Source organism: Streptomyces sp. iso_384, from assembly GCF_056172905.1.
This window is the reverse complement of the sequence record NZ_JBWBTT010000001.1, coordinates 3,830,668-3,850,168: the sequence shown is the minus strand read 5'-3', so window position 1 is coordinate 3,850,168 and position 19,501 is coordinate 3,830,668. Positions and strand designations below refer to the sequence as shown.

Annotated in this window: 24 protein-coding genes; 11 read left to right on the top strand and 13 right to left on the bottom strand. The window is 72.4% G+C overall.

The genetic code is table 11. The features are described 5' to 3' along the window. Both AC0VY3_RS17130 and AC0VY3_RS17125 read left to right on the top strand, forming a co-directional pair. Complete coding sequence (locus AC0VY3_RS17130; RefSeq protein WP_103512279.1) at positions 1-504, top strand: GNAT family N-acetyltransferase; 504 nt, start codon at positions 1-3, stop codon at positions 502-504. Positions 505-796: 292 nt separating this feature from the next. Beyond that, the gene (locus tag AC0VY3_RS17125) at positions 797-1,927 is read left to right on the top strand and encodes a serine hydrolase domain-containing protein (protein WP_475551691.1); all 1,131 of its coding nucleotides are present in this window, start codon (positions 797-799) and stop codon (positions 1,925-1,927) included. A 132-nt stretch (positions 1,928-2,059) separates the two neighbouring features. Here the strand turns inward: AC0VY3_RS17125 and AC0VY3_RS17120 are convergent, their stop codons facing one another. After that, positions 2,060-2,830, bottom strand: a complete 771-nt coding sequence (locus tag AC0VY3_RS17120; RefSeq protein ID WP_475549943.1) for a PepSY domain-containing protein — start codon at positions 2,828-2,830, stop codon at positions 2,060-2,062. A gap of 197 nt (positions 2,831-3,027) precedes the next feature. On the opposite strand from AC0VY3_RS17120, the gene AC0VY3_RS17115 reads away from it, so the two are divergent. From AC0VY3_RS17115 to AC0VY3_RS17090, 6 genes are all read left to right on the top strand, one after another. Further along, on the top strand, positions 3,028-3,276 hold the full coding sequence (locus AC0VY3_RS17115; RefSeq protein ID WP_242740980.1) for a DUF6296 family protein: 249 nt from the start codon (positions 3,028-3,030) through the stop codon (positions 3,274-3,276). A 189-nt stretch (positions 3,277-3,465) separates the two neighbouring features. Continuing rightward, the gene (locus AC0VY3_RS17110) at positions 3,466-4,227 is read left to right on the top strand and encodes a DeoR/GlpR family DNA-binding transcription regulator (RefSeq protein WP_475551690.1); all 762 of its coding nucleotides are present in this window, start codon (positions 3,466-3,468) and stop codon (positions 4,225-4,227) included. After that, complete coding sequence (pfkB, locus tag AC0VY3_RS17105; RefSeq protein ID WP_475549942.1) at positions 4,224-5,171, top strand: 1-phosphofructokinase; 948 nt, start codon at positions 4,224-4,226, stop codon at positions 5,169-5,171. Before AC0VY3_RS17110 ends, pfkB begins: the two co-directional genes overlap by 4 nt. Positions 5,172-5,322: 151 nt before the next feature. Next, a complete protein-coding gene (locus AC0VY3_RS17100) occupies positions 5,323-7,326 on the top strand; it encodes a PTS fructose transporter subunit IIABC (protein WP_475549941.1) in 2,004 nt (667 codons plus the stop codon). Between the two features lie 50 nt (positions 7,327-7,376). Next, positions 7,377-7,649, top strand: a complete 273-nt coding sequence (locus tag AC0VY3_RS17095; RefSeq protein ID WP_030082147.1) for an HPr family phosphocarrier protein — start codon at positions 7,377-7,379, stop codon at positions 7,647-7,649. A 61-nt stretch (positions 7,650-7,710) separates the two neighbouring features. Next, positions 7,711-8,157, top strand: coding sequence for a protein-tyrosine phosphatase family protein (locus AC0VY3_RS17090; protein WP_103512284.1), 447 nt, complete (start codon positions 7,711-7,713; stop codon positions 8,155-8,157). On the opposite strand, the gene lepB is transcribed toward AC0VY3_RS17090, so the two are convergent. The 3 genes from lepB to AC0VY3_RS17075 form a co-directional block, all read right to left on the bottom strand. Continuing rightward, positions 8,154-8,852 carry a signal peptidase I gene (lepB, locus tag AC0VY3_RS17085; RefSeq protein ID WP_103512285.1) on the bottom strand — a complete coding sequence of 233 codons (699 nt, stop codon included), beginning with the start codon at positions 8,850-8,852 and terminating at the stop codon, positions 8,154-8,156. The genes AC0VY3_RS17090 and lepB overlap by 4 nt on opposite strands. A 99-nt stretch (positions 8,853-8,951) precedes the next feature. Next, complete coding sequence (locus AC0VY3_RS17080) at positions 8,952-9,242, bottom strand: hypothetical protein (protein ID WP_103512286.1); 291 nt, start codon at positions 9,240-9,242, stop codon at positions 8,952-8,954. Between the two features lie 136 nt (positions 9,243-9,378). Next, positions 9,379-9,888: a mycothiol transferase gene (locus AC0VY3_RS17075; RefSeq protein ID WP_475549940.1), complete on the bottom strand. Its 510-nt coding sequence runs from the start codon at positions 9,886-9,888 to the stop codon at positions 9,379-9,381. 82 nt (positions 9,889-9,970) lie between these two features. Here AC0VY3_RS17075 and AC0VY3_RS17070 point away from each other — a divergent pair, with 82 nt between their 5' ends. Next, positions 9,971-10,342 carry an iron chaperone gene (locus AC0VY3_RS17070; protein WP_475549939.1) on the top strand — a complete coding sequence of 124 codons (372 nt, stop codon included), beginning with the start codon at positions 9,971-9,973 and terminating at the stop codon, positions 10,340-10,342. A gap of 27 nt (positions 10,343-10,369) precedes the next feature. On the opposite strand, the gene AC0VY3_RS17065 is transcribed toward AC0VY3_RS17070, so the two are convergent. The 7 genes from AC0VY3_RS17065 to AC0VY3_RS17035 all read right to left on the bottom strand — a co-directional run bounded on the left by AC0VY3_RS17065 (position 10,370) and on the right by AC0VY3_RS17035 (position 16,087). After that, positions 10,370-11,398, bottom strand: a complete 1,029-nt coding sequence (locus tag AC0VY3_RS17065) for an alpha/beta fold hydrolase (RefSeq protein ID WP_475549938.1) — start codon at positions 11,396-11,398, stop codon at positions 10,370-10,372. Positions 11,399-11,556: 158 nt separating this feature from the next. Further along, positions 11,557-11,790 carry a hypothetical protein gene (locus tag AC0VY3_RS17060; RefSeq protein WP_137231253.1) on the bottom strand — a complete coding sequence of 78 codons (234 nt, stop codon included), beginning with the start codon at positions 11,788-11,790 and terminating at the stop codon, positions 11,557-11,559. A 6-nt stretch (positions 11,791-11,796) separates the two neighbouring features. Continuing rightward, positions 11,797-12,471 carry a TNT domain-containing protein gene (locus AC0VY3_RS17055; protein ID WP_364886472.1) on the bottom strand — a complete coding sequence of 225 codons (675 nt, stop codon included), beginning with the start codon at positions 12,469-12,471 and terminating at the stop codon, positions 11,797-11,799. Positions 12,472-12,668: 197 nt separating this feature from the next. After that, a complete protein-coding gene (locus AC0VY3_RS17050; RefSeq protein WP_103512292.1) occupies positions 12,669-13,184 on the bottom strand; it encodes a lytic polysaccharide monooxygenase auxiliary activity family 9 protein in 516 nt (171 codons plus the stop codon). Between the two features lie 275 nt (positions 13,185-13,459). Then, a complete protein-coding gene (locus AC0VY3_RS17045) occupies positions 13,460-14,164 on the bottom strand; it encodes a DUF4230 domain-containing protein (RefSeq protein WP_475549937.1) in 705 nt (234 codons plus the stop codon). A gap of 128 nt (positions 14,165-14,292) precedes the next feature. Then, the gene (locus tag AC0VY3_RS17040) at positions 14,293-15,393 is read right to left on the bottom strand and encodes a winged helix DNA-binding domain-containing protein (protein WP_475549936.1); all 1,101 of its coding nucleotides are present in this window, start codon (positions 15,391-15,393) and stop codon (positions 14,293-14,295) included. A 124-nt stretch (positions 15,394-15,517) separates the two neighbouring features. Further along, the gene (locus AC0VY3_RS17035; RefSeq protein ID WP_475549935.1) at positions 15,518-16,087 is read right to left on the bottom strand and encodes a DinB family protein; all 570 of its coding nucleotides are present in this window, start codon (positions 16,085-16,087) and stop codon (positions 15,518-15,520) included. Between the two features lie 99 nt (positions 16,088-16,186). Between AC0VY3_RS17035 and AC0VY3_RS17030 the strand changes: the two genes are divergently transcribed. After that, complete coding sequence (locus tag AC0VY3_RS17030) at positions 16,187-17,191, top strand: helix-turn-helix transcriptional regulator (protein WP_475549934.1); 1,005 nt, start codon at positions 16,187-16,189, stop codon at positions 17,189-17,191. On the opposite strand, the gene AC0VY3_RS17025 is transcribed toward AC0VY3_RS17030, so the two are convergent. Together AC0VY3_RS17025 and AC0VY3_RS17020 are read right to left on the bottom strand one after the other, a co-directional pair. Continuing rightward, positions 17,188-17,979, bottom strand: coding sequence for a DUF4389 domain-containing protein (locus tag AC0VY3_RS17025; protein WP_475549933.1), 792 nt, complete (start codon positions 17,977-17,979; stop codon positions 17,188-17,190). The two genes, AC0VY3_RS17030 and AC0VY3_RS17025, sit on opposite strands and share 4 nt — an antisense overlap. A gap of 112 nt (positions 17,980-18,091) precedes the next feature. Next, positions 18,092-18,793, bottom strand: coding sequence for a VanZ family protein (locus AC0VY3_RS17020; protein ID WP_475549932.1), 702 nt, complete (start codon positions 18,791-18,793; stop codon positions 18,092-18,094). Between the two features lie 147 nt (positions 18,794-18,940). Here AC0VY3_RS17020 and AC0VY3_RS17015 point away from each other — a divergent pair, with 147 nt between their 5' ends. After that, a complete protein-coding gene (locus tag AC0VY3_RS17015) occupies positions 18,941-19,441 on the top strand; it encodes a tetratricopeptide repeat protein (RefSeq protein WP_103512299.1) in 501 nt (166 codons plus the stop codon). Positions 19,442-19,501 lie beyond the last annotated feature (60 nt).

Genomic DNA, 19,501 nt, shown 5'->3' with positions numbered 1-19,501 from the left:
ATGACGTCCATCAGCCGGCTCCGTCCCGACCATGCCGAGGCTCTGCTCGCCTTCGAGCGGGAGAACCGGGCCTACTTCGCCGCGTCCATCTCCGACCGGGGCGACGACTACTTCGCCGCGTTCGCCGAACGCCACCGCGAGCTGCTCGCCGAGCAGGACGCGGGGCTGCACCACTTCCACCTCATCGAGGAGGACGACGGCGCCGTCCTCGGCCGGATCAACCTCGTCGGGGTGCGGGACGGTTCGGCCGAGCTGGGCTACCGGATAGCGGAGAAGGCCGCGGGGCGGGGGCTGGCCACCTGGGCGGTCCAGCAGGTCTGCGTCCTGGCGGTCGAGGAGTACGGGCTCACCGCGCTGCGCGCGGAGACGACGCTCGACAACACGGGATCCCGCACGGTGCTGGCGCGCACGGGGTTCGAGCCGCTGGAGGACGTCATGTTCGGCGACCGTCCCGGGCGGCGGTACGTCCTGGATCTGAGCGGGGGTGCTCCCCCGGTCCGCTGACCGGCGCTGCCGGAGCATGCCGCGGCGGAGGACGGAAGGGCGGTGCGCGCCGGACTCCGCCGGTGTGGCGGTGATCGGCCGGATGGTCCACCTCGGGGGCAAGCCCCGCGCGGCCGCCGGATGCTGGGGCTCGCGGGAGCGGACCGTACCGCTGCCGCCCGCCCGACGCCCACCGCTCCCAGGAGGCCCCGTGCCCGCAGGTTCCCTTCAAGACGCCCCGCTCCCGCGCAGTCGGACGCTGCGGCGAAGAGCCGTCGTCGCCGCTCTGGCGGCCGCGTCGCTCGCCGGGCTGATGACCGGCCCGGCCCATGCGGGCAGCGATGGGGGCGACGGCCGGCACGGGCCGGCCGACCCGGCGTTGCAGCGCGGGCTCCAGGCGCTCGTGGACACCCCGGGAGGGCCGCCCGGCGCCATCGCCGTCCTCACGGCGGGCGGCAGGAGCGAGGTGTACCGGGCCGGCACGTCGCAGCTCGGCACGGACCGCCCGCCCCGGACCACCGACCACATGCGGATCGCCAGCACGGCGAAGGCCTTCAGCGGCTCGGTCGCCCTGCAGCTGACCGAGCGGGGCGCGCTCGGTCTGGACGACACCATCGGCCGGCGGCTGCCCCGGCTGCCCGCCGCCTGGCACCGGGTGACGCTCCGCCAGCTCCTCAACCACACCAGCGGGCTCCCCGACTACACGGAGGACCCCACGTTCATCGCCGAGCTGACGGCCGACCCGCGCCGGCACTTCGACTCCCGCCGGCTGCTGGACTACGTCGCCGGTGACCCGCTGCGGTTCCGGCCGGGATCGGCGTACCGCTACTCCAACTCCGACAACATCGCCGTGGCGCTGATGGCAGAGGCGGCGACGGGGCAGCGGTACGAGAAGCTCCTCGCCGACCTCGTGTACCGGCCGCTCGGCCTGCGCGACACCAGCCTCCCGCAGGGCTACCGGCTGCCCGAGCCCTATCTGCACGGCTACGCGGTGGACCCGCCGGACGCACCGGAGGACGTCAGCACGGTGCTCAGCGCCTCGGGTGTGTGGGCGTCGGGCGGCATCGTCTCCACCCCCCGGGACCTGGGGGCCTTCATGCGCGGCTACGCGGGAGGGCTGGGGCTCGGTCCGTCGGTCCGCAGGCAGCAGTTGTCCTTCGTCGCGGGCAGCTCCGAACCCGCCGGTCCCGGACGCAACAGGGCCGGTCTCGCCCTGTTCTCGTACACGACGCGCTGCGGCACCGTGTACGGCCACACCGGCAACTTCCCCGGCTACACGCAGCTGGCCGCCGGGACGAAGGACGGCAAGCGGTCGCTGACCGTCTCCCTCACCTCGCAGGTGAACAGCACGACGAATCCGCGACTGCTGGCCACCCTCCGCGCGCTCCAGGAGGACTTCGTCTGCCGGCTGCTCGACCGCCGGAAGCCGGACGGCGCGTACTGAGGCCTGTCGTCATACTGCCGTCGTCGCCCGGCAGGCGGCAGTACGACCACAGGTCCCAGGACCTGTCCGGCATGGGGAAAGGGGTACGCCGGGTGTCCGGCGTACCCCTTCGCGGGTCAGGCGGGGCGACGGTCAGTCGCTGTCGGTCTCCTCGCGGATGATGGTGTCGTTCTTGGCGTCCACGTCGAAGGTCGTCTTCTTCCAGTCGGAACCGACCACATCGACCTGCCAGATGACGCCGTTGCCCTCGTTGTCGTCGAGGCTGACGGAGGTGACCGTCCCCTTCTTCTTCTCGGTGGCGACCTTGGCCGCCTGCTGCGGGGTCTGGGTGGCCTGGGCCAGCCGGTCGGCGGTCTCCTTCTTGTCGTCCGCGTCCTGATCCGCGTCGACACGGGCTTCGATCACCTTGCCGTCGACCGCGTTGATCCGGACGGTGTGGACCGTGCCGTCCTTCTCCGCGACCTCGGCGACCCAGGCGGGGCCCTCGGCGCCCGGGCTCGCGCTGGGGCTCGCCGTTCCGGTGGGGCTGGCCGTGCCGGTCGGGCTACCGGTGGCGGTGGGGCTGGGGCTCTCGCGGTCGTCGTCGTCCACGCCTTCCAGGTCCAGATCGACCAGCTTGCCGCCGGCCACCTCGCCGGTGGCCGTGGTGGCCGCGTCGTCGAAGGTGACCTTCGTGGCGTCGAGCGCCTTCTTGCGCTCCTGCTGGTCCTCGGTGAGCTCGGCACTGGCCGAGGGCGAGGTCGTCTGCTTCTGCGGAACGACCTTCGCGGCCTCGGAGGTGGCCGCGCTCGTCGCGCTGTCCGAGCTCTGACCGCATCCGGTCATCAGCACGGCCGCGGCGGCGGCCATGCCGAGGGCGCCGACCGTCTTGAGGGTGCGGGAACGGGAGGAGGCACTGTTCATTCGTCGAGGCTCAAGTCTCATGCACGCATGCCTAGCCTTCCGAGCCATCGGTCATGTTGTCCTACCGGGGAACCACCCGATCGACCGGGCGGGTCCGCCCGTTGGCCGTCGCTCCCCGGGCGACGGACGCCGAGGTGCGAAACAATGGCGGCAGGGCCGTATTCCCCGCGCCCGGCCCGGAGGCCGTCATGGATCACATGGTGCACACCGAGCGTTATGAGCTCATCTTCCAGATGTCCGGCGCCGCGGACGACGTGGTCTCCGTCCGGATCACCGACCGGCTGGGGGCGGGCGGATCCCCCGTGTACGAGGACGAGACGGGGATCGTGCGCGCCGAGATCAGCGACCGTGGCGAAGTCCGGATGCTCGCCAGCGGCGGCCATCAGGTCCCGGGGGCTCCCCTGCTGGCCCGCCCTCTGGGCAAGGACGCACCCGAGCCGCAGTGACCGGACCAGCCGGGCGGGGCGCGCCGTGCACCTGGGCGCGCCCCGCCCGGCTGTGCGCGCACACGTCCGCCGACGAGCCGGGCCTCCGCTCATGCCCACTCCTCGCCCGAATGTGTTTACATTCCCGCACCTCGGACGTAACCTGAGCGCGAAACCACAGACTCGGGCATGAAACGGAAACGAAACCACATGTACGCACCGGAGCGTCAGCAGGAGATACTCCGCCTCGCCCAGGAGAGCGGCCGGGTCGACGTGCTGTCGCTGGCCGAGGAGTTCCAGGTGACGGCCGAGACCGTCCGGCGCGATCTCAAGGCCCTGGACCGGGCAGGGCTGCTGCGCCGGGTGCACGGTGGGGCGATCCCCGTCGGGCGGCTCGACTTCGAGCCCGACCTCACCGAGCGCGACGCCCTCGCCGCCGACGAGAAGGACCGGATCGCGCAGGCCGCCCTCGCCGAACTGCCCGCCGACGGCAATGTGATCGTCGACGCCGGCACCACCACCGCGCGGCTCGCCGCCGCCGTCCCCGTCGACGCGGCACTGACCGTGGTGACGCACGCGCTGCCGGTGGCCGCCCGGCTCGCCGACCACCCCGGCATCGCGCTGCATCTGGTGGGCGGCCGGGTCCGGCACCGTACCCGCGCGGCGGTCGACGCCTGGGCGCTCGGTTCGTACGCCGAGATCAACGCCGACGTGGTCTTCCTCGCCACCAACGGCTTCTGTCCCGACCGCGGTCTGACCACGCCCGACCTCGCCGAGGCCGCGGTGAAGCGGGCCGTGGTCAAGGCGGCACGCCGGGTCGTCCTGCTCGCCGACTCCGGCAAGTTCGGGCAGGAGCACTTCGCCCGCTTCGGTGATCTCACCGATGTGGACCTGCTCATCACCGACACGGGCCTCAGCCCCGACGACGCCCGCTCCATCGAGAGCCGGGGCACGGAAGTAGTACGCGCATGATCCTCACCGTCACCCCCAACCCCAGCCTGGACCGCACCTACGAGCTGCCCGCACTGACCCGCGGCACGGTGCTGCGCGCCACGGCCGACCGCGTCGACCCGGGCGGCAAGGGCGTCAACGTCTCGCGCGCGGTCGCGGCGGCCGGGCACCGCACGGTCGCCGTCGCCCCGATGGGCGGCCCGGAGGGAGCACTGCTGGCCCGGCTGCTCGGCGATCTCGGCATCGAGGCGGCCGGTGTGCCGATCGCCGGGAAAACCAGGATCAACGTCACGCTCGTCGAACCCGACGGCACCCTCACCAAGGTCAACGCGACGGGCCCCGAACTGAGTCCGGCCGAGGCGGAGGACGTTCTGGAGGCGGTACGGGTCCGCTCGCCGGCCGCCGACTGGATCGCCTGCTGCGGGAGCCTGCCGCGCGGACTGCCGCCGCAGTGGTACGCGGAGCTGGTCGAGCGGAGCCACCGCGCCGGTGCGCGGATCGCGCTGGACACCTCGGGTGCGGCGCTCACCGCCGCGCTCGCCGGAGGGCCCGACGTGATCAAGCCCAACGCCCAGGAGCTCGCGGAGGCCGTCGGCCGGCCGCTCGCCACGTTGGGCGACGCGCTGAAGGCGGCCGAGGAGCTGCGTGAGCGCGGCGCCCGGTCGGTGCTGGCGAGCCTGGGCGCGGACGGGCAGCTGCTGGCCGAGGCCTCGGGCGCGTATTTCGCCACCGCCCCGGTGACCGCCGTACGCAGCAATGTCGGCGCCGGGGACGCCTCGCTCGCCGGGTTCCTGGCGGCGGGCGGGCAGGGCCCGGACGCCCTCACCTCGGCCGTCGCCCATGGGGCCGCGGCCGTACAGCTGGCCGGAAGCCTCATGCCCACCCCGGCCGACCTCGATCTGCCGTCGGTCGTGACGACCTCCGACGTGCCCCTGGACCGCGCGCTGACGGAGCCCGCCCCATGACCCCCGCACCACCCCCCGCAACTCCCGCAACTCCCGCAACTCCCGCAACTCCCGCAACTCCCGCAACTCCAGTACGGACCCCACCCGTACGAGCCCGCCGCCCCGTCCCCCCGAGCCGCCGCACGGCGGTCCCCGAGCAAGGAGCACCGCGATGAGTGAGCTGATCACCGCGGAACTGGTCGACCTCGATCTGTCCGCCGCAACGAAGGACGCCGCCGCGAGGTCGCTCGCCGAGCGGATGGTGGCCGCGCACCGCGTCACCGATATCGACGGCTTCCTGGCCGATGTCGCGGCCCGCGAGGCGCAGATGCCGACCGGTCTCGACGGCGGCATCGGCATCCCGCACTGCCGCAGCGAGCATGTGAGCGCCCCGACACTGGCCTTCGGGCGCAGCGCGGCGGGCATCGACTTCGGGGCGGCCGACGGTCCGGCCGACCTGATCTTCCTCATCGCCGCCCCGGCCGGGGCCGACGACGACCACCTCACCATCCTGTCGGCCCTGGCCCGCAGGCTGATGGACCCGGAGTTCACCGCCGCGCTGCGCGCCGGGACGGACCCGGGGGCGGTGGCCGCGCTGATCCGGGGCGAGGAACCCACCGAGGAGCCCGAGCCGGAGCCCGAGCCGGAGGAGGATGACGCCACCGCGGCCGGGTCCGCGCCGTTCCGGATCGTCGCGGTCACCTCCTGCCCCACCGGCATCGCCCACACCTACATGGCGGCCGAGTCCCTGGCGGCCGCGGGCCGTGCCGAAGGGGTCGAGGTGACGGTGGAGACCCAGGGCTCGGCCGGCTTCAGGAAGCTGGACCCCGCGGTCGTCGCGGCAGCGGACGCCGTGATCTGGGCGCATGACGTGGAGGTCCGGGAGAAGGGCCGCTTCCGGGGCAAGCCGCTGGTCGACGTCGGGGTGAAGGCGGGCATCAACCGGCCCGCCGAGCTGATCGCCGAGGCCCGCCGCAAGGCGGAACGCGGAGAGATCGCCGCCGTGTCCGAGGACGGCGGATCCACGGACTCCGGCGACGGGGGCGGATCCGGCGCGGATCACGCGCACTTCGGCGTCCGGCTCCGTACGTATCTGATGTCCGGCGTGAGCTACATGGTGCCGTTCGTCGCGGCGGGCGGTCTACTGATCGCCCTGTCGTTCGCCATCGGCGGCTACGAGATAGCGAGCGCCAAGTCGGTGGCCGACCACTTCGTCTGGGGCGAGGCGGACAGCTGGGCGGCGCTGCTCAACCAGATCGGCTCGGCGGCCTTCGCGTTCCTGGTGCCGGTGCTGGCCGGGTACATCGCGTACGGGATGGCGGACCGGCCTGCGCTGGTGCCCGGTTTCGTCGGCGGCGCCATCGCGCTCACGGTGAACGCCGGGTTCCTCGGAGGTCTGGTCGCCGGTCTGCTGGCCGGTGCGGTGGTGATGGCCATCCAGCGGGTCCCGGTCCACGCGACCCTGCGCGGCATCATGCCGGTCCTGGTGATCCCCCTGATCGCCTCGGCGGTCGTGGGCTTCCTGATGTTCATCGTGGTCGGCAAGCCCATCGCCTCGCTGCAGAACGCGCTCACGGACTGGCTGAACGGTCTGTCGGGCTCCAACGCGGTGATCCTCGGCGTCGTCCTCGGGCTGATGATGTGCTTCGACATGGGCGGCCCGCTGAACAAGGTGGCGTACGCCTTCGCGGTCGGCGGTCTCGCCGACCCGACCGACGGCAGCCTGAAGGTGATGGCCGCGGTGATGGCCGCCGGAATGGTCCCGCCGCTGGCGATGGCGCTCGCCACCACCGTACGCAGGAAGCTGTTCACGAAGACCGAGCGCGAGAACGGCCGGGCGGCCTGGGTGCTGGGCGCCTCGTTCATCACCGAGGGCGCGATCCCCTTCGCCGCCGCCGATCCGCTGCGGGTCATCCCGTCGGTGATGGCGGGCGGTGCGGTCACCGGCGCGCTGTCGATGGCCTTCGGCGCGACGCTGCGCGCCCCGCACGGCGGCGTCTTCGTCGTCCCGCTGATCGGCGAGCCGTTCCTCTATCTGCTCGCCATCGCCGCCGGGACGCTCGTGGCGACCGCACTCGTCGTCCTGCTCAAGGGCGCCCGCCGGAAAGCGCCGGAAAGCGCCGGGGACGCGGAGGCCACGGGCTCCGACGACCCCCGGGTCACCGTCGCCGCCTGAACACCCCCGCACACCGATCCGTGTCCGCAGTTTCTTCCGAGGAGTGATCCATGCACCAGCAGACCGTCGCCATAGCCTCGCGCAGCGGGTTGCACGCCCGTCCGGCGTCGCTGTTCGTCAAGGCCGCCGCCCGCCAGCCGGTCAAGGTGACCATCGCCCGCGAGGGCCGTGACCCGGTCGACGCCCGCAGCATGCTCGCGGTGCTGGCCCTGGCCGCCCCGCACGGCGAGACCGTGGTGCTCAGCGCCGAGGGCGACGGGGCGCGGGCGGCGGTCGAGGAGCTGGCGGAGCTGCTCGCGCAGGATCTCGACGCCGCCGTCTGATCTTCGCCCGCCCGTTCCGATGCGTACCACCGGCGGCTGCCGGGTCGTTAGGTTGGGACGTATGACCGAGACGTGGAACGCCTCCGACCCGGCCGTACTGGCCCTGCCCTCCGGACGCCTGGTACGCGGCCGTGGTCTGCGCAAGCCCGGGCCCGCGGGCCCCGAACCCGACTTCGCCGTCTACCTCCTGGGGCGGACCCCGCCCCCGGTCGCCTGGGAGTCACGGTGGCTGCGGTGGCCGGACTTCCGGCTGCCGGCGGACCGGGCGGCGGCGCGGGACCTCCTGGAGGAGGTATGGGACCGGGCCGCCGGGAGCCGGGTCGAGGTGGCCTGCGGCGGTGGGACGGGGCGCACCGGGACGGCCCTGGCCTGCCTGGCCGTCCTGGACGGGGTACCCGCCGACGAGGCGGTGGCGTTCGTGCGCGCCGGCTACCGCCCGCGTGCGGTGGAGACGCCCTGGCAGCGCCGCTACGTACGGAACTTCCCGGCGCGCCGGGGCGTCCTCTAGGGCCTGTCGGGCACGTTCTTGAAGGTCTCCGGCACCGGCAGAGTGCTCCAGCGGCCGACCGGCCAGGCGACGACGACGGCCCGTCCGACGACCTCGTCGACCGGGACCATGCCCCGGTTCGGGTCGTCCTGGTGGTAGCGGGAGTCCGCGGAGGCCTGGCGGTGGTCCCCCATCACCCAGATCTTGCCGTCGGGCACGGTGACCTTGAAGCGGCCGCCCTCGTCGTTGCTGCAGGGGGTGTTGCCGGGGAAGACGTACGGCTCGTCCAGGGCGGTGCCGTTGACCTTCACCGGCCCGTCGCCCGCGCACTCCACGGTGTCGCCCCCGACGCCGATGACCCGCTTGATGAGGTCCTTCTCCTCCGCGGAGGGCATCACGCCGATGAAGCTCAGTACTTTCTGCACGGTGTTGGGCTCGTCCACGGGCACGCCCGCGAGCCAGTCCGCCGGGTCGTGGAAGACGACGACCTCACCGCGCTCCGGCTCGGACCCGAACCAGGGCGTCAGCTTGTCGACCAGGACCCGGTCGCCCTGCTGGAGGGTGTTCTGCATGGAGTCCGAGGGGATCGAGAAGGCCTGCACCAGGAAGGTCTTGATGAGCAGGGCCAGCACCAGGGCGATACCTATGAGGAGCGGCAGCTCCACCCAGAACGGCCGGTTCTTCCGCGTCCTCGACCGCCGTGTGGCACGCCCCATTGCACCGCTCCTCGCCCCGTGTACCGCCGCCCGTCCCTGGGGGAACGGATCCGGTGATCCACTCTATGGGGCGCGGTGAGCGGTGCGGTGCGCCAGGGCCTAGGCGGGTCCGGCGCCGACCGGCGGGACCGTCGCACCCTCCCCGGCGCGGACGGCTTCGACCACGCTCTGGTGGAAGCGGCGGCTCTCCTCCTCGGAGGGGCACGGCACGGGGCTGCCGGTGAGCGTGAACCAGTCCGACGAGCCGCTGTACTGCACGGCCACCGCCGCCTGTCCGTCGAACCAGGTCGTGTGCACCGTGAGATCGCCGCTCAGGATGCCCGCTTCCTCGGTGCGTACTCCGCCGGTGCCCGTGTAGACCCCGCTGGTCGTCCAAGATGCCCAACCCATGACGGTCACCTTTCGGACGATGACAAGCCTGTCCAGCCGACTTCTTCCGAGTATGGCACCGCCGGTGGGACCGTGCACGGGTGTCCGCGGTCCCGGTCCGGACACCCCCGGGCAACGGGTTCCCGGGGGCGCCGTCTCAGGCGCGTTCCAGCATCCCGCGGACGAAGGCGGCCTGGCCAGCGTGCTGCAGGTCCTCCGCGAGGACGCTGATCAGCCGGACACCCAGCGTCACCGGGGGCGACCAGCCCTGGTCGACGATCCGGTCGAGGGCGTGGCCCTCCAGACCCGCGATGTAGTCCAGGGTCCGCTCGTGGACGGCGTCGAAGTAGCCGAGGAGGGGTTCGGCGGAGTCCACGCGGACGGCGGCGACCTCGTCGGCGGTGTGTCCGTAGCCGGTCGCCGTCTCGTCGAACGGCAGCCCGAAGCGCTCGGCCCAGCCTTCGGTGAGCCAGATCTGTCCGATTCCGGCGGCGTCGGCGACGTGGTCGTCCTGGACCCGGGTGAGATGCCAGACCAGCCAGGAGATCGAGTTCGCCTCCGCGTCGACGCGGGCGTTGAGGTCGTCGGGCGCGAGTCCTTCGACCGCCGCGTGGACCGCTTCCCCGACCCGGTCGAACGCTTCGGCCAGCATGCCTGCGGTATTCATCCGCCCACCTTGGCCCGAAGGTCCGGCGGCCCCGGGGCGCGACACACCGCCGGGCCGGCGGAAGCCGCCGTACGATCTCCTCATGGTCCGAAGCAGCGCGGAGAACGTCGACCAGTACCTCGCCGAGGCCCCGGAGGCCCGCCGGGAGGCCCTCACGGCGCTGCGCGCACTGTGCCGGGAGGAGCTGACGGGGTTCCGTGAGGTGATGGCGTACGGCATGCCCGCCTATGAGCGGGAGGGGCCGGGGACGGGGGAGATCGCCTTCGCCGATCAGAAGCAGTACATCTCGTTCTATCTGCTGCGCACGGACGTCCGCGACGCGTTCGCGGACCGGCTGGCCCCGCACGACATGGGCAAGGGCTGTCTGCGCTTCCGCAACCCGAAGGAGATCGACTTCACGCTCGTCCGCGATCTGCTGCGGGCGACGGCGGCGACCAGCGGTACGGCCTGCTGACGCGGGGCGTCGCGGACCGGGGGTGCCTCAGCGCAGGCCCTGCAGCCAGTCGGTCAGCAGCCGGTTGACCTCGTCGGGGCGTTCCTGCTGGATCCAGTGGCCGCAGCCTTCGAGGATGTGGGCGGCGGAGAGGCCGGGGAGGGTCTTCGGGTAGGCGTCGATGGCGTCGGACATCCAGGTGGTGGAGGCGTCCAGGGCGCCGCCGATGAAGATCGACGGCTGGGTGAGCGGTGCTCCGTCCCAGGCGGCGAGGTCCTCCCAGTCCCGGTCGACGTTGCGGTAGCGGTTGAGCGCACCGGTCAGGCCGGTGCGCTCGAACTCCTCGCTGTAGACGTCGAGGTCCCGCTCGTCGAGCCAGCCGGGCAGCCGGCCGGTGGGGAACCGGTCGGCCATGCGTGCGCCCGGCGGTACGAAGAAGAGGCTGGGCCGGTCGGCGGGGGTGGCGGTGTCGCCGGAGAGGCCCGCGTAGAAGCCTGCGAGCCAGCTGCGTACGTCCGGTTCGATCTCCGCCTCGGCGCGGCCGGGGGTCTGGAAGTAGCTGACGTAGAACTCCTCCTCGCCGCCGATGCCCGCGAAGCCGTCGGTGGGGCGGGGGCCGCCGCGGGGTGCGTAGGGGACGCTGAGCAGGGCGACCGCGGTGAAGACGTCCGGCCGGAGCAGGGCGCTGTTCGCGGCGATGGGCGAGCCCCAGTCATGGCCGACGACCGTGGCGGTCTCCTCGCCGAGTGCGTGGACGACGGCGGTGTTGTCGGCGACATGGGCGAGCATGCGGTAGGCGTCGGCGGCGGCGGGTGCGCTGGAGCGCCCGTAGCCGCGTACGTCGATGGCGACGGCCCGGTGTCCGGCGGCTGCCAGGGCGGGGAGCTGGTGACGCCAGGAGTACCAGGACTCGGGGAAGCCGTGGACGAGAAGGACGAGGGGGCCGGTGCCCTGTTCGACGCAGTGGATCCGGCCGCCGGGGACGCCGACCGTGCGGTGCGTCGCGCCGGGCAGGACGGTGGAGGGGCGGACGGAACGGTCTGTGGGCGGCGTGGGTACGGCGGTGGGCTCCGGCATGGCTTCTCCTCGGGCGCCCCGTGCGGGCGGGGCGGTCGTGACGCTTCGGCGTGCGGCCGGGCCGGGAGGCCCGGCCGCACGATCACGATCATTCGGCCGGTGCGGGCGCCCGGACAAGGATTTTTGCCAATGCCGCAAAACGGTGGGGCGGGGGCGGTTCAGACGAGGAGGCCGAGCAGGTGGGCGCAGGCGGCTGCCTCGTCCGGGTGGTGGGCGAGGACTTCGTACGTACCGCGCTCGAACGCCCCGGTCTCCCAGCCGCCGCTGTCGCCCCGCCGGACGAAGAGGAAGTCCGGCGGGGTGGGTACGGGCTCGTGGACGCCCTCGATCCGGTAGTAGCCGCCGGGGATCCGTGCCTCGACGAGTGCGGCGTGCAGTGCCCGGCGGTCCATGGCCGGTTACGCGCCCGCGGGCGTCAGATAGGCGTTGTCCAGCAGCCACTTCACATTGAGCCGCTGCCCCTCGCCCGGGTCGAGGAACACGGCGTCGAGCTTGATCTGCTGGCCGCCGCCGGGCTGCTCGAACCACGGGGCGATGGAGCCCTGCCAGACCCAGAAGGGCTTGGCGACCTTGTAGACGCGGTAGTCGCACGGGGTGTCCGCGTCACGGGTGTTGAGGTTCTGCGGCGGCAGGGCGCGCTCGGCGTAGGCGTCGCCCGCGGGGGCCAGGTAGCCGCCGTACTCCGAGCCGAAGCGGTCCAGGCGCTGGCCGGTACGGAGCTTGACGGGCTCCTTGTCGAGCTCGCCGTTCACCTCGGCGAAGCCGTCGTTGGGCGGGTACTTCCAGCTGCCGGTGTCCGCGGGCCCTTCCCAGTACTTCTTCAGGAAGTCCTTCGGTGTGAGGTCGCCGGTGCGCTGGTAGCCCTTCAGGAGCGGGCCGACCGGGGCGAGCCGCTTGTTCGGCAGCCACTTGGGGCCGAGGCGGGCGTCGCCGCGGAACTCTCCGGTGCAGGGTTCATGGCGTTCGGCGGCGGGCGCGGGCCGCTCGGGCCCGGGTGCGGCGTTCGCCGCGGGAGCGGAGAGCAGTCCGGCGGTGATGCCGAGCGCGGCGAGTACGGTACGCATGCGGTTCAAGTCAGGAGTCCCCTCGAGCACTGATGATCCATCAGGACAGCTGACGTAGGGTAACCGCTCACCTACATGAAGTTGCCGCGCCATGCCGCTTTCCGGCCACCGGGCACCGCGCCCGGCACAGCACCACGCCCCGGACGCGCGGCGGGCACGACCGGGGCGTGCTGGGCACGGGAGCATGGGCCCCGACCCGGGTGGCGCTAGCCGACGTTGACGTCGATGCAGGCGTAGAACGCGTTCGAGGTGTCGGCGATGTTCCAGACGGCCAGGACCTTCTGCCGGCCGGTCTTGTTGCCGAAGTCGACCTGATGGGTCACGGTCGCGCCGGGCTGCGCGCCGCCGTCGTCGAACTCGGCGATCTTCTCGCCGCCCACGAAGTACTGCCAGGTGCTGGTCGAGTGGCGGGCGGTGAGCTTCCACTCGAACTGCTGGGAGCGGTTCACCGGAGTGACCGACCAGCCCTTGGAGTCGTCGTCCAGTTCGGCGAAGCCGCTGTTGCCGCCGCTGCAGCTGCTGAGCCCCTTGGGACCCTCGACGCTCTGCGGTTCGTACTTGATCGCACCACAGCTGACCGTGCCGGCGGCACACTGCGCCTGCCTGCTCGGCGGGTTGGAGATGTAGCCGTGGGCGCCGGCGGAGCTCGCCGGAAGGCTGAGGGCGAGGACCGGGGCGAGCATGGCGCCGACGGCGAGTGCGGTCTTCCTTTTCGCGTGCATGCTTCTCCTTCACATGAGACCGCACCGCGCGGTGGCGGACCGTGGGGGGTCCGGCTTCGACGGCGAGGCCTCGCGAGTGTGGGGCCAAGAGGCGCGAAGGGCTGCAAGCCCCTTGCCGGACAAACCTGATGACGGATGTCCGGAAAGGCCTTGCACTTGGACTAGACCATACCGATCGACGCGTTCACGTCAAGGGTGGTACGCGGCGGTCGGCCGCCCGCCGGATGGGCCCGGGCGGGCGCGCGCAGCCCGGCGCACCCGCCCGGGTGACGCGATCACTCCTGGTCCTCGCCGTACCGGATCGTGACGCGCTCGAAGCCGAGCGAGCCGAGCAGTCCCTTCAGCATGGCGGCGGTGTTCTTCTCCGCGCGGGCGGTCAGTCCGCTCTCCTTCGCCGCTTCCGATATGTGCTGGGCGGCGAGCTTGTTGACCGCCTGCTCGCTGCCGGGGTTGTCGGAGAAGAAGTCGCCCAGCCGGTCGAGGAGACCGCGCTGCTTGGACACCGCGTAGGAACGGTCGGGGTCGAGCGCCGGCTTGCCCAGCACCGCGTGCGGCAGCCGGATCTCGGCCGCGGTGCGGTCCTCGTTCACCACGACGCCGTTGCCGGCGACCTTGCCCAGGTCGACGGAGGCGCCGACCGTGCCCGCGCCGACGAACAGGGTGCGGGTGCCGCGCACCACGTCGGGCAGGAACTTCGTGTCCTTCTCCAGATCGACGACGACCTGGAAGTTGCCCGAGGCGGCCTCGTACGCGCTCATGTCCTGGATCGACTTGAGCACGGCCGGGCCGGACCGGTCGTGGGTCTCCTCGCCGAAGAGGTCGCCCAGTCCCGGCAGCAGACTCAGCCGGCTGCCGGCGAACAGCAGGACGAGGACGGCCGCGCCGACGCCGAGGACTTTCAGACACCCCCGGGCGGGGCGGGTGTTCCGCTTTCCGCCGCTGTGCGGCGCGGGCTCTGTGGTTACGTCGCTGGACGTCATGTTCTGCGTGTGACCCGCGCGCGGTGCTTTCAGTCCCGCTCTCGCCGCCCCCCGTACGAACTCCCGCACAAAATAGGCCCGTTCCGGTACGCACGGGCAGACGCGGTCCCTCCCGGCGACCGGTCCGCTCAGCGCGGCGAGGCCGCCACCCGTACGCGGTCGCTGCCGCCGTCGGAGAGGAACGACGCCAGCTCGCTCCCCTGGTCGGCCACGGCGGCGCGGTCGGCGCGGGAGAAGGCGCCCAGGGGGTCCACCGTGACGACGTCCTCGCTCACGCTCCAGGTGGCGGCCACCCGGCCGTCGACCAGGACGACGCGCTCACCGGCCACCGAGAGCCCACGGTGGGCGTCGTCGACGATCCGGCTCCGGTCCTGATAGCCAAGGATCGCGTTGTCGAAGGCCGGCAGGAACCGCACCGGGGCGGGAGTGTCCGGATCCGGTCGCGGCGCGTCGGGCAGATCGAGCAGTTCCCGGCCCCGCTCGTCGCGGAAGGAAACCAGTTCGTCGCGTACGGCGGTCACCGCGCCGGGCAGCCCGGCCAGCCCGGACCAGGCGCGCAGGTCGGCCGTGGCGGCCGGACCATGGGCGGCCAGATAGCGCCGCACCAGCGCCTGGCCGACCGGATCGAAACCGTCGGCGGCGGGCGGGTCGACCGGGCGGCCGAGCCACGAGGAGAGCGCGACATTGCGCACCCCGCCCTTCGTCCGCCACAGCCCCCGGGGCGGCGTCTGGGCCATCGGGACGAGGGCGGCGACCACCATCTCGCCCAGGGCCCGGGGCCCGGGGCCAGGCCGGCCCGGGGCGAGCTCCCGCACGATCTCGGCCGCCGTGCGAGGCTCCCCGTCCGCCATCAAGTCCCTTGCCTCTGAAGCGAGTTCGTCGAGGTCTACCCCTTTCAGCTCGTCGCGGTAGACGCCGAGCACCCGTTGCCGCAGCATCGCGTCGTGGCGGGACCGCCAGGCGAGGACGTCGTCGGCGGTGACCAGATGGACCGTGCGGCGCATGAGATGGGTGCGCACGACGCCGCGCCGGGTCAGCAGATCCGAGAGGGCCGCCGGATCGAAGGCGGTCAGCCGGGACCAGAGCCCGACGAAGGGCTCCTGCGGCTCCTGCGCCTGGAGGCCGCAGAGGTGGGCCACCGCGTCCACGACCGGCAGGTCGGCCCGGTCGAGCAGCAACTGCCGCGCGAGCATGGCACGGTTCAGCGCCCGGTTGTCGAGGACGGTCATCGTGTCGCTTCTCCCTCTCGATCGCCCGCGGGCGCTTCCTCGCACATCCTCGCGCAAGCGTTGCGCCCTGTTGTCGTGACGCCCCGGGCGTCCCGGCGCCCGGGGCGCCACGGTGCCGCGTCGGTCAGGTCGCCCGCCGCCCGTCGAGCGTCTCGCGCAGGATGTCCGCGTGGCCGGCGTGCTGTGCGGTCTCGGCGATGACGTGGGTCAGCACCCGCCGCGCACTCCACTCCCCGCCCGGCTCGTTCCAGGGCGCCTCGGGAAGCGGATGCGTTGCCGAGAGGTCGGAAACCTCAAGGATGATTTTCTCGGTGCGGGCGGCGACCTGCTCGTAGGCGTGGAGGACCCCGGCCGTCGTCTCACCGGGCAGCATCCGGAACTCCTTGTCCCGGTCGGTCATCCACTTCGGGAGCTCGCGTGCGGTGCCGGCCGCCAGGTCGTCCCAGGTGACCCCGTCGGGCAGCGCGAAGGACATCGCCGACGGGCCCTCGGCCAGGAAGCGCAGCCAGTTCTCCTCCATGGCCGTGACGTGCTTGACGAGACCGCCCAGGCACAGCGCGCTGACCGTCGGACGCTCACCGGCCTGCTCGTCGCCGAGGCCTTCGACCGAGCGGATCAGGGCGGCTCGCACGGTGGCCAGGGCGGCGAGGAGGTCGGTGCGTTCGGCGTCGGGGGACGTGGGTGCTGCGGACATGGTGATCGGGTCCTTCCGGTGTTTCCGTCGTTCGGTACGGATCAACCTTCGCAAGGGAAGAGGACAGGGTGTGGCCTCTTCTCCGGTCATACTGGGCCCATGCCGAAGACTTCAGCGCGACTGCTGGCGCTGCTCTCCCTGCTCCAGGCGCGCCGCGACTGGCCGGGCAGCCTGTTGGCCGAGCGGCTGGAGGTCAGTCCGCGCACGGTGCGGCGTGATGTCGACCGGCTGCGGGAGCTGGGCTATCCGATCTCGGCGTTCAAGGGGCCCGACGGTGGATACCGGCTGGACGCGGGCGCGCAGTTGCCGCCGTTGCTGTTCGACGACGACCAGGCCGTCGCGCTCGCCGTCGCCCTCCGGACGGCCGCCGCGACCGGAGCCGGGATCGGGGAGGCAGCGGCCCGCGCGCTCACCACCGTCCGGCAGGTCATGCCCGCCCGGCTGCGCCATCGAGTGGACGCGCTCCAGGTCACCGCCGTCGAGCGCACGGGAGGGCGGACGCAGCCGCAGGCCGATCCGCGCGTGCTCCTGACGCTCAGCGCTGCGGTGCACGCCCGCGAGGTGCTGCGCTTCGACCACTCCCCCGCGTACGTTCCGCCCGACGCCGACCCCAACGCCGCGCCCGCGGTGCGGCGGGTGGAGCCGCACCGCCTCGTCACCTGGGGCGGGCGTTGGTATCTGGTCGCCTGGGACCTGGACCGCGAGGACTGGCGGACCTTCCGCGCGGACAGGATCACCCCACGCACCCCCACGGGCCCCCGGTTCACGCCCCGCGAGGTGCCCGGAGGCAATGTGGCCGCCTTCGTCGCCGCCCGCTTCCAGGGCTCCGACACCCCCGGGGAGTGGCCCTGCCGCGGCGAGGCCATCCTGGCCGCACCCGCCTTCGAGGTGGCCGGCCATCTCCGCAACGGAATCGTCGAGGAGCACGGCCCGGACCGCAGCCGGGTGATCCTGGGCGCCTGGTCCTGGCCCGGCCTGGCCGCCGAACTCGGCAGATTCGACGTGGACATCGAGGTCGTCGGGCCGGACGCCCTCAGGGACGCCTTCGCCCACCTGGCCCGGCGTTACGCCGACGCGGCGGGGGCGGCGGCCGACACCCCCTAGCGTCCGACGAGGCGGGTGTCGGAGGTGTCGTCGGTCGTCGAGGTGGTCACGGACGTGGTGATGTTGCCCGCGAGACCCAGCACCAGGAACAGCACCACGAGCCACTTCGCGGCGCTGCTCAGGACGAGCGGGCGGGTGGCGGAGCGCGCCGGCTCGCGGGCCACGGCGAGGTCGCCGTCGTCGCCGAACAGGCCCTTGGGGTAGGCCGGGGTGAGCATCATGACGTACGCGGAGAACCGCATCCGGTAGCGCAGGGTGGCCGCCGTCGCCTCGAACAGCGGACGGGGCATCCGGCCCAGGCACAGCGTGATCAGCCACCAGACGAAGGCCAGCGCCCACCACCCGTACACGGCGAGGCTCTGCACGATCGCCGCCGGGATCATCAGGAAGACGCGGAACAGCACGGCCAGGCGGTTGAGCGGGGTGGGCCGCACCTCGATCTGCGCCGGATAGTCGGCCGGCGGGGTCAGGGCGAAGGGCGGGTAGCGGTCGATGAGCAGCATGTCGCTCGCCGATACGCGCATGTCGTAGCCGAGGACGCCGGCCAGGAAGCGGAAGACGGGGTCGGGCAGCCGCCCCAGCACCAGGGCCGCGAACCAGCCCACGATCACGGTGAAGAACGCCGCGATGTGCAGGAAGAACAGCACGATGAAGTGCGGGATGAGCAGCAGAAGTCGCAGAAGGACGGTCAGCCGGCGCTGACGTGCCGGTGCGACGATGTCCAGGACGGGCCTGAACTCGTCCGCGTCCATCTCCTTGCGGCCCGGGCTCCACTGGCCTTCGGCCATGTCGCTCCTCCTCGGCAGGGGATCCGTACGGCATCCGCGCGCAGGACGTGCCCCCACCGTGCGCCCGGTCCCGGCCGCCCGCAAACGGCCCGGGCCCGAACGGGTGCCCCGCTCAGCGGCTGCGGATGCGGGCACGGGCGCGGTCGAGGAGGGAACGGGGCTTCTTCGTACCGGTGCCCTTAGTGGCGGCTGTCCTTGTGCCGGTGCCCTTCTTGCCGGTGGACTTCGCACTCGTGCTCTTCGTGGCGGCCGGCTTTGTACGAGCGGCCTTCGCACCGGCCGGTTCTGTACGAGCGGGCTTCGTGCGGGCGGTCGGCCTCGGTGTGCGCTTCGGCTCGGGCTCGGGCTCTGTCGGCCGTTCGGAAGAGGCGGGAACGTCGGCGTACATGTAATAGCGGTGGGTGATCCGGCGGCCCAGCACGAAGTACCCCAGCAGCGCGCCCGCCGTGTTGAGGATGACGTCGTCGATGTCGAAGGCGCGGCCCGTGACCAGCGCGCCCTGGATCAGTTCGACCACGGCCATGACGACGGCCGTCAGCAACGTCATCCGGATCATGCGCAGCCGGCGCGGTACGAAGAACGGCAGCAGGAGGCCGAACGGCACGCCGAGCAGCAGGTTTCCGCCCGCCTGTTTGCACGCGGCGAGGAAGGTGTAGTCCTCGGCGTACTGGCGCAGCGAGCGGCCGGGGCGCAGGTTCGAGGTCACGAGGTCCTCGGAGGCCGGTGAAGGCGTGAGCGTCACCTTGGCCAGCAGGACGGAGAACACCACCAGCCCCAGCAGCACCACCGTCAGGACTGCCCCGCGCACCAGCACACGTACCCATGTCCCCTGGCGTGTCCGGGGATTCGCCTCTGCTGTCATGGCCGACAAGTGCCCCCGCCCGGCCGGAACACACTCCTCGGCGGCCCCGTGGGACGAAATCTCACCCGCCTGTCCGCGACCTCCTGCGACGATGTGCGCATGAGCACACGTACGAAGAAGGACCTGTTGGACGAAGCCGACCGGTTGCGCACCGGAGGCCGGCCCGAGGAGGCGCGCGAGCGGCTTCTCGCCCTGACCGCCGAGTACCCCGACGACGCGGAGGTGGCCTGTCGCACGGCGTGGATCCACGATGTGCTGGGCCTGGAGTCGGAGGCGGTGCCGTACTACGAGCGCGCGCTGGCCAATCCGGAGCTCGCCGAGGAGGACCGGCGCGGGGTGCTCCTGGGGCTGGGCAGTACGTACCGGGTCCTCGGCCGGTACGGGCAGGCGGTGGAGACGCTGCGCCGGGGCGTCGAGGAGTTCCCGGACCACGGCGGGCTGCGCGCGTTCCTGGCGATGGCCCTGTTCAACACCGACGAGCACCACGAGGCGATGCGGCTGCTGCTGGAGCTGACCGCCACGACCAGCCAGGACCCGTCCGTCCAGGAGTACCGGCGGGCGATCGAGCACTACGCGAAGGATCTCCACGAGACCGTGTGATGACAGGCCCTGGACAGAGCTGTCGGCTGCGGCGCGCCGCAGCGTGGGCGACGCGCCGGT

Coding starts and splice junctions, on each gene's coding strand:
- AC0VY3_RS17130 (WP_103512279.1), top strand. CDS start 1: ATGACGTCCATCAGCCGGCTCCGTCCCGACCATGCCGAGGCTCTGCTC.
- AC0VY3_RS17125 (WP_475551691.1), top strand. CDS start 797: ATGACCGGCCCGGCCCATGCGGGCAGCGATGGGGGCGACGGCCGGCAC.
- AC0VY3_RS17120 (WP_475549943.1), bottom strand. CDS start 2,830: ATGAACAGTGCCTCCTCCCGTTCCCGCACCCTCAAGACGGTCGGCGCC.
- AC0VY3_RS17115 (WP_242740980.1), top strand. CDS start 3,028: ATGGTGCACACCGAGCGTTATGAGCTCATCTTCCAGATGTCCGGCGCC.
- AC0VY3_RS17110 (WP_475551690.1), top strand. CDS start 3,466: ATGTACGCACCGGAGCGTCAGCAGGAGATACTCCGCCTCGCCCAGGAG.
- pfkB (WP_475549942.1), top strand. CDS start 4,224: ATGATCCTCACCGTCACCCCCAACCCCAGCCTGGACCGCACCTACGAG.
- AC0VY3_RS17100 (WP_475549941.1), top strand. CDS start 5,323: ATGAGTGAGCTGATCACCGCGGAACTGGTCGACCTCGATCTGTCCGCC.
- AC0VY3_RS17095 (WP_030082147.1), top strand. CDS start 7,377: ATGCACCAGCAGACCGTCGCCATAGCCTCGCGCAGCGGGTTGCACGCC.
- AC0VY3_RS17090 (WP_103512284.1), top strand. CDS start 7,711: ATGACCGAGACGTGGAACGCCTCCGACCCGGCCGTACTGGCCCTGCCC.
- lepB (WP_103512285.1), bottom strand. CDS start 8,852: ATGGGGCGTGCCACACGGCGGTCGAGGACGCGGAAGAACCGGCCGTTC.
- AC0VY3_RS17080 (WP_103512286.1), bottom strand. CDS start 9,242: ATGGGTTGGGCATCTTGGACGACCAGCGGGGTCTACACGGGCACCGGC.
- AC0VY3_RS17075 (WP_475549940.1), bottom strand. CDS start 9,888: ATGAATACCGCAGGCATGCTGGCCGAAGCGTTCGACCGGGTCGGGGAA.
- AC0VY3_RS17070 (WP_475549939.1), top strand. CDS start 9,971: ATGGTCCGAAGCAGCGCGGAGAACGTCGACCAGTACCTCGCCGAGGCC.
- AC0VY3_RS17065 (WP_475549938.1), bottom strand. CDS start 11,398: ATGCCGGAGCCCACCGCCGTACCCACGCCGCCCACAGACCGTTCCGTC.
- AC0VY3_RS17060 (WP_137231253.1), bottom strand. CDS start 11,790: ATGGACCGCCGGGCACTGCACGCCGCACTCGTCGAGGCACGGATCCCC.
- AC0VY3_RS17050 (WP_103512292.1), bottom strand. CDS start 13,184: ATGCACGCGAAAAGGAAGACCGCACTCGCCGTCGGCGCCATGCTCGCC.
- AC0VY3_RS17045 (WP_475549937.1), bottom strand. CDS start 14,164: ATGACGTCCAGCGACGTAACCACAGAGCCCGCGCCGCACAGCGGCGGA.
- AC0VY3_RS17040 (WP_475549936.1), bottom strand. CDS start 15,393: ATGACCGTCCTCGACAACCGGGCGCTGAACCGTGCCATGCTCGCGCGG.
- AC0VY3_RS17035 (WP_475549935.1), bottom strand. CDS start 16,087: ATGTCCGCAGCACCCACGTCCCCCGACGCCGAACGCACCGACCTCCTC.
- AC0VY3_RS17030 (WP_475549934.1), top strand. CDS start 16,187: ATGCCGAAGACTTCAGCGCGACTGCTGGCGCTGCTCTCCCTGCTCCAG.
- AC0VY3_RS17025 (WP_475549933.1), bottom strand. CDS start 17,979: ATGGCCGAAGGCCAGTGGAGCCCGGGCCGCAAGGAGATGGACGCGGAC.
- AC0VY3_RS17015 (WP_103512299.1), top strand. CDS start 18,941: ATGAGCACACGTACGAAGAAGGACCTGTTGGACGAAGCCGACCGGTTG.